Source organism: Paenibacillus sp. FSL H8-0315, assembly GCF_038005365.1.
Taxonomy (GTDB): Bacteria; Bacillota; Bacilli; order Paenibacillales; family Paenibacillaceae; genus Paenibacillus_AQ; species Paenibacillus_AQ odorifer.
Window position 1 is genome coordinate 3,488,272 of the sequence record NZ_JBBOTA010000001.1, and the last position, 13,334, is coordinate 3,501,605.

A 13,334-nucleotide genomic window follows, 5' to 3' on the forward strand; every position below is an offset into this window, starting at 1 on the left:
GATGACTGTTGCAATCGTCGATTATGGCATGGGCAACCTGCACAGTGTGAGTAAGGCGGTAGAACGTCTCGGTTATGAGTGTGTAGTGACGGGTGATGCCGAGCAAATTCTCGCTGCTGATAGTGTCATTCTGCCAGGTGTCGGTGCATTTGGCGATGCGATGGGGCATTTGCGGGAGAATGGTTTGGATCTTGTCGTCAAACAGGTAGCCGCTGGAGAGCAGCCTCTGCTTGGGATCTGTCTTGGCATGCAGCTGTTGTTTAGCACCGGTGAAGAGCATGGCAGCCATGAGGGGCTAGATATTCTCTCGGGTTCAGTGGTGCGGTTCGCTCCTAGAGATGGCTATAAGGTGCCGCATATGGGGTGGAACAAGCTCAGCTTTAGACAGCCGGAGAATCCGCTTTTTGTTGGCCTTGAGGAGGGGCATGTGTATTTTGTCCACTCTTATCACGCGCTTGTAGCAAAAGATAGTGATCTGCTGGCTGTCACGGATTATGGTTACCCAGTCACGGCTATTGTCGGGCAAGATAATGTGTTCGGTATGCAGTTCCATCCGGAAAAAAGCGGAGAGCTGGGAATCAAGCTGTTGGGTAATTTTTTGAAGATTAAGAGAGAGCGGGCGTAAGCCACGCTATAAATATAACGGAACGAAAGTGGGGAGCGCCAAATGTCTTCTTTTATTGTATATCCGGCGATTGATATCCGGGATGGAAAATGCGTCAGGCTGCAGCAGGGGGATTACAATCAGGAAACGATATACAATGATAGTCCACTAAAGGTGGCAAAATCATGGGAAGAGCAAGGTGGAAAGTTCATTCATTTGGTGGACTTAGATGGTGCGAAAGCGGGTCATCCTGTGAACGATGCGATTATCGGTGCTATTGCTGCTAATGCTAACGTTCCTGTGCAGGTGGGTGGCGGTCTTCGCAATCTTGCGGACGTAGAGAAATTGCTCGGACTTGGCGTTAGCCGCGTTATTATCGGTACTGCTGCGATTAATGATCATGCTTTTACCGAAGAGGTATTGGCAAAATACGGCGATAAAGTCGCGATCGGCATTGATGCGCGCAACGGTTATGTTGCGACACACGGCTGGCTGAACACCTCTGAAGTACGTGCTGAAGCTCTTGCCAAGGAATTGGCGGCAAAAGGAGCCGAGACATTCATTTACACCGACATCTCCCGCGACGGGATGATGCAGGGACCGAACGTGGACGGTATCCTGTCCATGGCGCGGGCCAGCGGTAAAACTGTGATCGCGTCCGGCGGAGTCACCAGTCTTGATGATCTGTTGCGTCTGAACGTGCACAGCGGCAGCGGTGTAGGCGGAGCTATTGTTGGCAAGGCGTTATACACGGGCAATATTGATCTTTCTGGAGCTTTGCGAGCGCTTGGGCAGAAATAGCGTTGGGCGAGCGCGCTAATTGATGAGCGGATGAACAAAAAGACGACATGAGCTAGCCAAGGAATAGTGGATTAATGAAACAGACAGAACCAACAGTGGGTTAAAGAAATAGACTTAACAGTAACGTAGTGAACACAAATCACTAAATCACCAAACTAATTAATAAACGAGCGAATGAACAAAAAGACAATAGATGAACTAGTAAATGAGCAGTGGGTTAAAGAAATAGACGTAACAGTAAATGAGTAACTAATAATAATTAAATGAACGCACAGAGAAGCAAACTAGCAAAAGTTAAACGAACAAACCAGCAAACCAGCAAAAGGGCTTAATAACAAAGCAACAAACCAACAAAAGAGCTAAAACAAACCAGCTGGCCAATAAAGCAACAAACCCAACTAGCTAATGTGTTTTCACTTTGCAAAAATCTCATCTCATTACGAATGGCGTAACGACTTGAGCGCTGTTTCAACGAGGGATCCGGTGAAATTTTAATACCTGTGAAAATGGAGGTTACCCGCTAGCTAAAACCCGCTTCACAATCTGCTACAATAGGCGTAATGAGGCGGCGGGAAGGGTATTTTTCCTCGGATGATGATTTAAGTGTACTTTATACCGCTATTTTTCACATTTAGAGCTGATTAGCTAATTTAGTTGTATTTCGTGCAGCTATAACTCAGAGATGAGTTGATTTATAAGCTTATCCCCAGATTTAGTTGTACGAAATGCAGTTAAAAGAGTAGCTTGCAAAAAGGTTGATAAAATAACTGCACGTTGTGCAACTAAATACTCGTGGGCTTGCAGGTGGCGCGAGCCCTTCCGACCACATAAGGGCCAAAACCGCGGAACATGAAGGTGTTATGGGTCAAGGAAGCGGCTACGAAGGGGTTAGCGATCATAGCACATGTTCAGTCGTGTGGGCTATGGTTCAGCCGGATGGGCTATGATCCGCCATGCCAACAATCGAGGTTTCCAAAGGGCAGGGGCCCTTGGGCTCCCCCTGGGCTAAGAGGGCTTTAGGGGGACGGACACACTTTAGGTGCTTGAAACGCTTTTTAAAGAAAGGGGGATTTCATAATGTTAGCAAAACGTATCATCCCCTGTCTTGACGTTAAGGATGGACGGGTAGTCAAAGGCGTTAACTTTGTGAATCTGCGTGATGCTGGAGATCCGGTAGAGCTAGCGGCGCTGTATGACCGCGAGGGCGCAGACGAGCTTGTGTTTCTCGATATATCGGCTTCCGTAGAAGGTAGAGCAACGATGATCGAGGTTGTGCGGCAGACCGCTGGTGAGATTGCCATTCCTTTTACAGTGGGTGGAGGGATCTCTACAACTGATGATATGAAAAGGATTCTTCGTGCAGGCGCAGACAAAATCGGCATTAATACGGCAGCCATCACTAATCCTCAGTTAATTTTGGACGGTGCTCGCCGATTTGGCTCCCAGTGTATTGTAGTAGCGATAGATGCTAAATATAATGAGGCTTTTGGTGAATGGGAAGTGTACACTCATGGCGGGCGTAAGCCCACCGGCATCCGTGCTCTGGCTTGGGCTAAAGAAGCTGAGAAGCTGGGCGCAGGCGAGATTTTGCTCACTAGCATGGATGCAGATGGCACAAAAGACGGCTTCGACCTGAAGCTAACCTCGGCAGTATGCGATTTGCTCAGTATTCCTGTGATTGCTTCTGGCGGCGCTGGGAAGAAGGAGCATTTTTACGATGTATTTACGGAAGGGAAAGCCGATGCGGGACTTGCGGCGACCATTTTTCACTATAAAGAGATTGCAATTAATGATTTAAAGGCAGATTTGAAGCAAAAAGGGGTAGAAATCCGATGAGCGAAACACAAAACAATACCACATTAAGCCAAAAAGAAGCTCTGGCAGGCATTCGCTGGAATGAAGCGGGTCTGGTGCCTGCAGTTGTTCAGGATGCTAGCAGTTTAGAGGTACTGATGGTTGCTTATATGAACTCCGAATCGTTACAGCTCTCACTGGAGAGTGGCCAGACTTGGTTTTGGAGCCGCTCGCGCAGCGAACTTTGGCATAAAGGCGGAACCTCAGGCAACACACAAGCTATTACCTCCATATCCTATGATTGTGATAGCGACACACTACTCGTGAAGGTTGTGCCTGAAGGACCAGCTTGCCATACTGGAGCTACGTCATGCTTTTTCCGTGAGATTCCTTTGAATAACCCAATAACAGATGCTTCGAAACCAGTGTCTAGTTTGACAGATGGTGAGCGTTTTGCTGTTCTTGGTGAGCTGGAGCGTGTGATTGCTGAGCGGGAAGTGGAACGCCCGGAAGGCGCGTATACCACTTATCTGTTTGATAAAGGCGTGGATAAGATCCTCAAAAAGGTAGGCGAGGAAGCTTCCGAGACCATAATTGCCGCCAAAAATAAAGATAACGCCGAGCTGCGTCTTGAGGTTAGTGATCTGATCTATCATCTGTTGGTATTGCTGCAAGAGCGCAAGCTTCCACTGGATGAGATTATGGAAGAGTTGAGTACCCGTCACGAACGCCCACGCCGGGATCAGTACTAAGGGAGGACTGAGTGATGCATATTGATTACCACACGCATCATGAACGCTGTGGCCATGCCGTGGGTAAGCTTGAGGAGTATGTACAGCGCGGGATAGAGCTTGGACTTCAGCAGCTGGGATTATCCGACCACTTGCCGCTCATCCACGTAGATCCCGCCAGCTATTATCCAGAAATGGCTATGCCAATGGCTGAGCTGCCTCGTTATGTGGAGGAATGTCTAACCTTAAAGGAGCGTTACCGTGGAGTCATAGATCTGCGGGTGGGGCTGGAAGCCGATTATATCGAAGGCTATGAAGAGCAAATTCGCGAGATTTTGTCGCCGTATCCATGGGATTATCTTATAGGTTCTGTACATTTTCTTGGGGAGTGGGATATTACGGATCACCGCCAGGTTCATGGTTGGGAAGGCAAAGATGCGCTAGAGGTATATCGTCTTTATTACGATGCGGTAAAGAAGTCGGCGTTATCGGGATTATATGATATTATAGGACATATGGATGTTATTAAACGGTTCGGTTATGGCCCACAAACACCGGAGGGCACGGCTGAGGTAAGGGCGCTGGAGCTAGAGACCTTAATGGTTATAGCGGATAGCGGAATCGCCATGGAGCTGAATGCATCCGGACTTACGAAGCCTTGCGCTGAGATGTTCCCGGCCGAGCATCTGCTACAGGAGGCCCTAAAGCTCGGCATACCGCTGACATTAGGCTCCGATGCACATGATCCTGCCAAGCTGGGGGACGGGCTGCAAGAGGCGCGTAGTATGCTTTGGCACACTGGTTTTCGTGAGCTGGCTGTATTTGAGGGACGCCGCCGTACCACTGTTCAGTTCAAACTATAATAATTTATAATCCGCAGGAGGGTATTATGCATCATCAACAATTACGTATTTTTTCCGGTTCGTCGAATCCAAAGTTAGCGGCTGATATTGCGGAGCGACTTGGTGTTGAATTGGGGCAGATAAAGCTGACCCGCTTCATGAGCGGCGAGATTTACGTGCATTACGAAGAAAGCATCCGGAACTGCGACGTATTTTTGGTGCAATCCCTTTCGCATCCCATTAATGAGATGTTCGTGGAGCTGCTGGTGATGATAGATGCTGCCAAACGGGCTTCAGCTCGTACAGTGAACATTATTGTGCCGTATTATGGGTACGCTCGGCAGGAGCGGAAGTCCGCACCTCGTGAGCCGATCTCGGCTAAGATGGTGGCTGATGTGCTGACGACCGCTGGAGCAACCCGCGTAATCACCATCGATTTGCACGCAGCGGCGATTCAAGGCTTTTTCAACATTCCGGTCGATCATCTGACTGCACTCGATTTGATCAGCAGCCATTTGAAAGCCAAGGCAATGTCTGATCTGGTCATTGTTTCCCCGGATGCAGGGCGTGCGTCTATGGCTGAGAAGCTGGCGAATAAGCTGGATTCACCTTTTGCCATTATGATCAAGAAGCGCCCAGCCCATAATGAATCGGTAATCACTCATGTCATTGGTGATGTCGAGGGACGGACACCTATCATTATTGAGGATCTGATCGATACTGGGACGACCATTGTGAATGTGGTAGAAGGTCTGAAGGAGAGAGGTGCGAAGGACAGTATTGTCTGCGCGACGCACGGATTATTCTCAGGGCCCGCGCTACAGCGGCTTGACCATCCTTCTATTCAGGAAGTGGTTACGACAGATTCTATTGCACTACCTGATGACCATTCAAGTCGGTTTACAGTATTATCTGTTGCACCGATGCTTGCTCAGGCCACACACATCATCCTCGAGGGTGGTTCGATCGATAAGCTATTTAGAGACGCGGGAATTTAATTCCCCGTCTTTTTTATTTTTTGTCAAAAAAGATGTTGTAAGCAGAGTGGTAGAGTCTTTCTCAACTTGAGATTCTCGCTGTCACATGTGGTATACTGTGTGGAGATACCCGCGCCCAATAAGGGAACGGAATAGCGATTAAGGATGGAGCTCCGGCATACCCCATAGGGCGCCGCCCTCCTATTTTTCGTTAGTATAAGGAAGCTTCTTATAAGGGAGGTGCCTTGCTTCCATGATTGAGAGAACTTCAGAGTATGAACTGGGGAATGATAATGTGATTCCTGTAACTCTGAATGCCAATTTTTTCTTTGAAAGAGCCGTTCGGTCCTTGGATCGCTTTCAATATGATAAGGCATTAAAGAATTTTCGCAAAGCTGTAGAGTACGAGCCGGAGAATCCGGTCAATCATTGCAACGTGGCTGGCGTATTATCAGAAATGGGCAATTATGAAGCGTCCAACGACATTTTAACCCATGTACTGGAGAATATTGATCCGGCAATGACGGAATGTTATTTCTATATGGCTAACAACTTCGCCAATATGGAAAGCTATGAGGAGGCAGAACGCTCACTCGTCACTTATCTCGAAGAAGATGTGAACGGTGAATTTCTGGCCGAATCGGAAGAATTGATGGAGCTGCTGCAATATGAGCTGGACCGTCCTGCTCCACTTATCCGGATTAGAAGCCGGGAAGGTGTAATAGAGCATGAGCGAGCCCGAGCACTGTTGGAGGAGGGCAAGTTTACACAAGCCGTCACTTTGCTTGAAGAGATTGTGAGCAATACGCCTGACTTCCTGGCGGCACATAACAACCTAGCCCTAGCGTATTTTTACATGGGTCGTTTTACCAAAGCTAAGGAATGTATTATGCGGGTGCTGGAGCAGGACTCCGGGAATTTGCATGCACTCTGTAACTTAGCGATCTTCCTTCAGTATGAAGGTGACCGCGGGCAACTGGATGGATTGTTACGCCTTCTGGAGACCACCATTCCGTTTCATCAGGAGCATCTGTTCAAAATGGCCACCACCATGGGGATTCTGGGACGCCATAGAACCGCCTATGGCCATTTTAGACGTCTGTTGAAGGATGAAGAGGTCGGTGGCGACGCCAGTCTCTATCATTACTGTGCGGCAGCTGCCAGCAATAGTGGCCTGTATACAGAAGCCCAACGCTGCTGGCAGAAGGCAGCTAAGCTTGATCCGGAATCGGCTGTGCCGAGATTTTTTCTGGCTCAGCTGCAGCAGGCGCAGGGGGAAGGTAAAACGCTGTCGCTGGTCAGCTACAACTATCAGCTTCCTTTTCAGGAGCAGCTGAAGCTGTGGAAGGACAACAAGGGCAGCTTTACCGAAGAGGTACGGAACAATCCGCTGCTTCGCTCTTCCTTCTTCTGGGCGCTCCGCTACGGGGATGCCAATACGAAGCTTCAGGTTACAGAAGCTCTTCGGTGGATCGAAGATGAAGAGATGTCCGAAATTCTGCAAGGACTTCTAAAGCAGCAGCCCTTGCAGGAAGAAAAGCTGCAAGAAGCGGCACTTCTTAGTCTGCAGCGGCTGATTGGAAGTGTTCCTGAAGAGAATGTGCTTCAGGAAGTCAAAGAAACCTCTTCCCCGCGTCTGAAGGGACTGCCGGAATGGAGAGAGGATTGGCAGAAAGTTATCGACCAGACCCTTAGTATGATGGATCGAAGATATGATGCAATCCACAAAAAAGATGCTGAATTACTGTGGAAGCAATTTCTGAGCAGCCTTTATCCGGATGTTCCGTTTATCCGTCATGCGAATGGCTGGTGTGCTGCCTTAGAATATCTAATCGCTAAAACGCATAACCTGCCGGTCACCTACCGTGAAGTAGCCCAGCGTTACAATGTTTCCGTTTCTATGGTCAGTCGTTATGCTCGGCGCATAGATGAGGAATGTAGTTTCGAGGGAAGTGTGAGCGACAGCCTTCCGCCATTTACCGAGAATATCTAAATCGATCATGTAGTATTTCGTAGAAACGGAGCCCTTTTTATATGTCTTGCGTAACGCTAATGTTCCTTATAGGGGCACCGAAGGCGGCTATGCTTGCCAAAAAAGGGCCCGTTTCTTCTAAATAAACCCTATTGTGAGGAGGCCACTGTTATGTACAAAACGATTGTAATCGGAACAGGCCCAGCCGGGCTTACTGCTGCAATTTATTTGGCACGTGCCAACCTAAACCCACTTGTGATTGAAGGTATGCAACCGGGTGGACAACTGACAACGACAACAGAAGTCGAGAACTTCCCAGGCTTTCCTGAAGGAATTCTAGGCCCGGATTTAATGGACAACATGCGCAAGCAGGCTGAACGTTTTGGGGCTGAATTTAAGAATGGTTGGGTGGATTCAGTTGATTTTTCACAGCGTCCATTTAAAGTGACTGTAGATGGATTGGGAGTATTAGAGGCGGAGTCAGTGATCATTTCAACCGGCGCATCTGCCAGATATTTAGGAATCCCCGGAGAGCAGGAGAATGTGGGCCGTGGGGTCAGCACTTGTGCTACTTGTGACGGATTCTTTTTCCGTGGCAAAAAGATTATTGTCGTCGGTGGTGGAGATTCAGCGATGGAGGAAGCCAGCTTTTTAACCCGATTCGCTTCCAATGTAACATTGGTTCACCGTCGTGATGAGCTTAGAGCTTCGAAGATTATGCAGGCTCGCGCACGGGATAACAGTAAGGTATCGTGGGCTCTTAACCGTACACCGCTAGAGGTTACAACCGACGAGTCTGGCGTTAAGGGGCTGACGGTTCGCAATAATGAGACGGGAATTGATGAACTCATCGAAGCGGACGGAGTGTTTGTCGCGATCGGGCACACGCCGAACACCGGATTTTTAGGGGGGCAAATTACGACCGATACCAACGGCTACATTGTGGTCAACCCTGGAACGACAGAAACGAACATCCCGGGCGTATTCGCTTGTGGCGACGTGCAGGATACCCGTTATCGTCAGGCAATTTCCGCAGCGGGATCTGGCTGTATGGCAGCAATGGATGCTGAGAAGTACCTAGAGGGCACGATGGTGCATGACTGGAGCGAAACACTGGATAGTTAATTTTGCGAGAAATCGTAGTCGATGACATATAAGCAGGTTATCCTTTTTCTAAAGGGTTGCCTGCTTTTTTCAATATTGGCGGGGCCGTGTCCAGATATTAAATATGTTGTTTATTTATTACCGCTCGGAAGTTAAAATAACTGTAACAATGTCTTTATAAAAAGACTTGCGCATTTTAAAAATACGTTTACAATGAAGATATAATGTTAACGTGAACAATTTATAAAAACCCTATTATAATCAATAATTTTAAGTTTAAAATATTTATTAAGAAATCGACCGATTGAATAAATGTTCACGTTAAACTTTGTATAACTCCCATTCGAACTTAAAGGAGAGCAGCAAACCTCATGAGTAAAAAATTCATGGATGAGAACTTCCTATTGTCGAGCGAGACCGCAATTAAGCTGTTTCATCATCATGCGAAAGACATGCCCATTATCGATTATCATTGCCACCTCAGTCCAAAAGAAATTTATGAGAACAAAACGTTCAACAATATCACCGAAGCTTGGCTGTATGGCGACCATTATAAATGGAGAGTGATGCGCGCTAACGGTATAGAAGAGAAATTCATTACTGGCGATGCCAGTGATTATGATAAATTTTTAGCTTGGGCTAGAACGGTTCCGATGATTATCGGGAATCCGCTATACCATTGGACGCATCTGGAGCTGCAACGTTTCTTCGGTGTATATGAGTTGCTGAATGAAGCTAACGCACCAAAAATTTGGGATGAAGTGAATAGACAGTTACAGGGTGAAGGATACGGAGCAAGAGATTTGATCATTAAATCGAAGGTGACTACGGTTTGTACTACCGATGATCCTGTAGATAATCTGGAATATCATGAGAAAATCAGTAATCTGAGTGGATTCAATGCTAGCGTTGTGCCGGGATTCCGGCCAGATAAAGCGCTTGAAATCAACCGTCCTACCTTCCAGCCTTGGGTAGCTCAGCTAAGCGAAGTTTCGGGAATGGCTGTTAAGAATTACGGACAGTTTCTTGCAGCATTGGAGAGCAGAGTGAGATTCTTCCACGCCAGAGCCGGCCGTGTATCTGACCATGCTTTGGATGCGGTAATGTTTGAGCCTACTACCTTGGAGGAAGCTACAGCTATATTCGCTAAAGCACTTTATGAAGGCACTGTAAGTGAGAGTGAAGAAAAGAAATATAAAGGATTCACGCTAGTATTCCTCGGCAAATTGTATAACGAGCTGGATTGGGCGATGCAATTCCATATTCATGCGCTACGGAATAACAACAGCGTAATGTTCGGACGTCTCGGACCTGACACGGGTTATGATTCTATCAATGACGGCGTGATTGCTAAGCCTTTGGCGGGTCTGCTCGATGCGCTGGATCGTGAGAATGCGTTGCCTAAGACCATTTTGTACTCATTGAACCCTAATGATAATCATGTTATTGCCAGTCTAATGGGTAGCTTCCAGGGCGGCGGTATTCCAGGGAAGATTCAATTCGGAACCGCATGGTGGTACAACGATAATAAAGACGGCATGCTGGAACAGATGAAGACACTTGCTAATCTAGGCGTACTTAGCCAATTTGTTGGGATGTTAACAGACTCCAGAAGCTTTTTATCGTATACCAGACATGAGTACTTTAGAAGAATCTTGTGTGATCTAGTAGGCTCTTGGGTAGAAGCTGGAGAAGCCCCGGATGATATGGAGTTACTGGGCAGTATGATTGAGAACATCTGTTACAATAACGCTGATCATTATTTTAATTTCTCGAAACAGGCATTGGTGACTAGGTAATCGTTATGATATCCTTACATGGAAGAGCCAAACCCGTTTAATAAGGAAGGTTGACCCATGGCACCTACAATCAAGGATATCGCCAAATTGGCGAATGTATCGCATACAACTGTATCGAGAGCACTTAACAATAGTCCACTAATTAAAGAGGTCACACGTAAAAAAATTGCCGAGATCGCTGCGCAAGTGGGTTACGTCCCTAATTACAATGCCAAAAGCCTTGTGATGCAGCGATCCTATACCATTGGTCTGTTCTTCACGAGTATTGCCAAGGGCACAACTTCTGGTTTCTTCTCTGATACGATTCGTGGTGTAAATAGGGTCATAGATGTAGAGTACAATCTGTTCATCCGTGGGATCGACGATTATGCGGATTACTCCTCTATTCATCGCAAACGTTTTGATGGAATTATTCTAATGAGCCAGAGTGAAGCAGATAATAAATTCATTTACCATGTTGTCCAGCAAGGCATTCCAATCGTTGTGCTGAACCGGGAAATTGATGACCGTTCCATTATCAACATCATCTCGAACGACCGGGAAGGTGCTTATAATGCAGGCAAATACCTGATCGAAAACGGGCATCAAGACATTGCAATTATTGAAGGTGTCGAGGGCTTTAAATCCACACAGGAACGCAGAGATGGCTTTATAAAAGCTTTGATTGACCATAATATCCCTGTTCGTAATGACTACATGATAAGCGGTAGTTATGATATGCAAAGTGGATATGAGGCGATGGGCAAGCTGCTGGATCTCGAGAAGCCACCGACGGCTGTATTTTGCTCCAATGATGATATGGCGATCGGGGCTATGAAAGGCGTGTTTGAGCGAGGGCTGCAGGTGCCAAATGATATCTCTGTTGTTGGTTTTGACGACATTGGGTTTTCACTTTTTGCCAATCCTTCACTCACCACGGTCAAACGTCCTATTGAGAAGATTAGTGAGCAAGGCGCTCGCCAGCTGTTAAGCTTGGTCAAGGAACCCTCAGAAAAAGACGGGCGAATCTCGATCGAGACAGAGCTTATTGCCAGAGAATCAGTCAGGAAGTTGCAGAAGTAGAGGCTGCGCATAGCAGCCTAATCCTTTACCTTCGTAAAGGGTTGCTATCTAAAATTTTCACGTGTGCATATATTTAATTGATTAGTAATATAAATATGATTTTATATAGTTTATTTAATAAGTTTATCGTGTGCATTTACTATTAGGAGGCGTTAATATGAAAAGATTAAATAGTGATAATTGGACAGCTTACAAGCAGTATCCTGAGAAGGTTCTACAATTTGGCGAAGGCAATTTCATGCGCGCCTTTGTAGATTGGCAGATTCATACCATGAATCAAAAAACGGATTTCAATGGTGGAGTGGTTGTTGTACAGCCATTGGCTAACGGACTGGCAGAAATGCTGAATGATCAGGATGGGCTGTATACCCTTTATCTGCAAGGCATTAAAGACGGAGCGGCTGTAAAAGAACACGAGGTAATTAATTGTATTACGCGGACGCTTAATCCCTATTCACAGCATGAGGAGTATATGAAGCTGGCTGAGAACCCTGAGCTGCGCTTTATCGTGTCTAATACTACTGAAGCGGGAATTGCTTTTGAAGCTGGTGACAAGTTAACCGATACGCCGCAGAGTAGTTTCCCAGGCAAGCTGACGGCCTTATTGTACAAACGTTATCAAACTTTTAATGGGGAGGCTTCTAAAGGTTTTATCATCATTCCATGCGAGCTGATTGACCGGAATGGTGATGAGCTCAAAAAGGTTATTTTGAAATATGCTGAGCTGTGGAATCTTGGAGAAGGTTTTGTGAACTGGTTGAATGAAGCTAATACCTTCTGCTGCAGTCTGGTGGACCGCATTGTTCCCGGTTATCCAAGAGACAGCATTGCCGAGATTACAGAAGAGCTGGGTTATGAGGATAAGCTGGTCGTTGTCGGCGAGCAATTCCATCTTTGGGTGATTGAAGGGCCACAGTGGATTAAAAAGGAGTTCCCGGCTGAACTAGCAGGTCTTAATGTGCTGGTGGTGGATGACATGGCCCCTTATCGCACTCGTAAAGTGAGAATTTTAAACGGAGCTCATACAGCTATGACACCAGTAGCGTATTTGTACGGTATTGATACGGTTGCTGAAGCCATTGAGCACGAAGAGGTTGGGGCGTACGTGAAGTCCTTAATCTATGATGAGATTATTCCAACGCTGGATCTGCCGGCAGAGGAATTGAATTCTTTTGCAGACGCGGTATTAGAAAGATTCCTGAACCCTTATGTGCAGCATTACTTGATGAGCATTTCCCTTAATTCTATATCGAAGTTTAAGACAAGAGATCTGCCTTCTTTACTGCAATATGTAGAGGCCAAAGGACAATTGCCTGAAAAGCTTGTCTTCTCATTGAGCGCATTAATTGCCTTCTATAGAGGACGCAGAGGGGAAGAAAACATTCAACTGGCTGATGATGCGGATATTTTGGAATGGTTCGCCTCCTTATGGGGAGGATGGGATGGCACAGACACCGGGCTGCGCGCACTGGCCGTCGAAGTACTTGCCGCAACCAATCGCTGGGGCTGTGACCTGAATGAAGTGGCTGGACTTACTGACAAGGTGACAGAAGGACTGATTGCGATTGAGAAAAATGGCATGAAGCAAGCCTTAAAAGCGTTCGTGAAGAGACCGGCACACAACTAATACCCTGGAGGTGACAATGAT

At 46.8% G+C, this 13,334-nt stretch carries 11 protein-coding genes; all 11 read left to right on the forward strand.

All coding sequences use genetic code 11. The features are described from left to right. Position 1: 1 nt before the first annotated feature. The 11 genes from hisH (at position 2) to MHB56_RS15320 (ending at position 13,313) form a co-directional block, all read left to right on the forward strand. A complete protein-coding gene (gene hisH / locus MHB56_RS15270) occupies positions 2-625 on the forward strand; it encodes an imidazole glycerol phosphate synthase subunit HisH (RefSeq protein ID WP_341143722.1) in 624 nt (207 codons plus the stop codon). A gap of 42 nt (positions 626-667) precedes the next feature. Then, entirely contained in the window at positions 668-1,405 is a 738-nt protein-coding gene (gene hisA, locus MHB56_RS15275) for a 1-(5-phosphoribosyl)-5-[(5-phosphoribosylamino)methylideneamino]imidazole-4-carboxamide isomerase (RefSeq protein ID WP_341143723.1), read from the forward strand. A gap of 1,077 nt (positions 1,406-2,482) precedes the next feature. After that, positions 2,483-3,241, forward strand: a complete 759-nt coding sequence (hisF, locus tag MHB56_RS15280) for an imidazole glycerol phosphate synthase subunit HisF (protein ID WP_036687077.1) — start codon at positions 2,483-2,485, stop codon at positions 3,239-3,241. After that, complete coding sequence (gene hisIE / locus MHB56_RS15285) at positions 3,238-3,951, forward strand: bifunctional phosphoribosyl-AMP cyclohydrolase/phosphoribosyl-ATP diphosphatase HisIE (protein WP_076126841.1); 714 nt, start codon at positions 3,238-3,240, stop codon at positions 3,949-3,951. Before hisF ends, hisIE begins: the two co-directional genes overlap by 4 nt. A 14-nt stretch (positions 3,952-3,965) precedes the next feature. Next, entirely contained in the window at positions 3,966-4,793 is an 828-nt protein-coding gene (gene hisJ / locus MHB56_RS15290) for a histidinol-phosphatase HisJ (protein WP_341143724.1), read from the forward strand. Positions 4,794-4,819: 26 nt separating this feature from the next. Next, positions 4,820-5,770 (forward strand): ribose-phosphate diphosphokinase, encoded by a 951-nt coding sequence (locus MHB56_RS15295; protein ID WP_036687083.1) that lies wholly within the window; start codon positions 4,820-4,822, stop codon positions 5,768-5,770. Between the two features lie 232 nt (positions 5,771-6,002). Further along, positions 6,003-7,742 carry a tetratricopeptide repeat protein gene (locus tag MHB56_RS15300; protein ID WP_076282607.1) on the forward strand — a complete coding sequence of 580 codons (1,740 nt, stop codon included), beginning with the start codon at positions 6,003-6,005 and terminating at the stop codon, positions 7,740-7,742. Positions 7,743-7,892: 150 nt separating this feature from the next. Continuing rightward, entirely contained in the window at positions 7,893-8,846 is a 954-nt protein-coding gene (gene trxB / locus MHB56_RS15305; RefSeq protein ID WP_036687084.1) for a thioredoxin-disulfide reductase, read from the forward strand. Positions 8,847-9,196: 350 nt separating this feature from the next. Continuing rightward, complete coding sequence (gene uxaC / locus MHB56_RS15310) at positions 9,197-10,624, forward strand: glucuronate isomerase (RefSeq protein WP_076192647.1); 1,428 nt, start codon at positions 9,197-9,199, stop codon at positions 10,622-10,624. Between the two features lie 57 nt (positions 10,625-10,681). Further along, positions 10,682-11,686 (forward strand): LacI family DNA-binding transcriptional regulator, encoded by a 1,005-nt coding sequence (locus MHB56_RS15315; protein WP_341143725.1) that lies wholly within the window; start codon positions 10,682-10,684, stop codon positions 11,684-11,686. A gap of 157 nt (positions 11,687-11,843) precedes the next feature. Then, positions 11,844-13,313, forward strand: a complete 1,470-nt coding sequence (locus MHB56_RS15320; RefSeq protein ID WP_076280345.1) for a tagaturonate reductase — start codon at positions 11,844-11,846, stop codon at positions 13,311-13,313. Positions 13,314-13,334: the final 21 nt, after the last annotated feature.

Bases quoted from the DNA above. Each gene is read 5' to 3' on its own strand.
- hisH (WP_341143722.1), top strand. From the start codon at position 2: ATGACTGTTGCAATCGTCGATTATGGCATGGGCAACCTGCACAGTGTG.
- hisA (WP_341143723.1), top strand. From the start codon at position 668: ATGTCTTCTTTTATTGTATATCCGGCGATTGATATCCGGGATGGAAAA.
- hisF (WP_036687077.1), top strand. From the start codon at position 2,483: ATGTTAGCAAAACGTATCATCCCCTGTCTTGACGTTAAGGATGGACGG.
- hisIE (WP_076126841.1), top strand. From the start codon at position 3,238: ATGAGCGAAACACAAAACAATACCACATTAAGCCAAAAAGAAGCTCTG.
- hisJ (WP_341143724.1), top strand. From the start codon at position 3,966: ATGCATATTGATTACCACACGCATCATGAACGCTGTGGCCATGCCGTG.
- MHB56_RS15295 (WP_036687083.1), top strand. From the start codon at position 4,820: ATGCATCATCAACAATTACGTATTTTTTCCGGTTCGTCGAATCCAAAG.
- MHB56_RS15300 (WP_076282607.1), top strand. From the start codon at position 6,003: ATGATTGAGAGAACTTCAGAGTATGAACTGGGGAATGATAATGTGATT.
- trxB (WP_036687084.1), top strand. From the start codon at position 7,893: ATGTACAAAACGATTGTAATCGGAACAGGCCCAGCCGGGCTTACTGCT.
- uxaC (WP_076192647.1), top strand. From the start codon at position 9,197: ATGAGTAAAAAATTCATGGATGAGAACTTCCTATTGTCGAGCGAGACC.
- MHB56_RS15315 (WP_341143725.1), top strand. From the start codon at position 10,682: ATGGCACCTACAATCAAGGATATCGCCAAATTGGCGAATGTATCGCAT.
- MHB56_RS15320 (WP_076280345.1), top strand. From the start codon at position 11,844: ATGAAAAGATTAAATAGTGATAATTGGACAGCTTACAAGCAGTATCCT.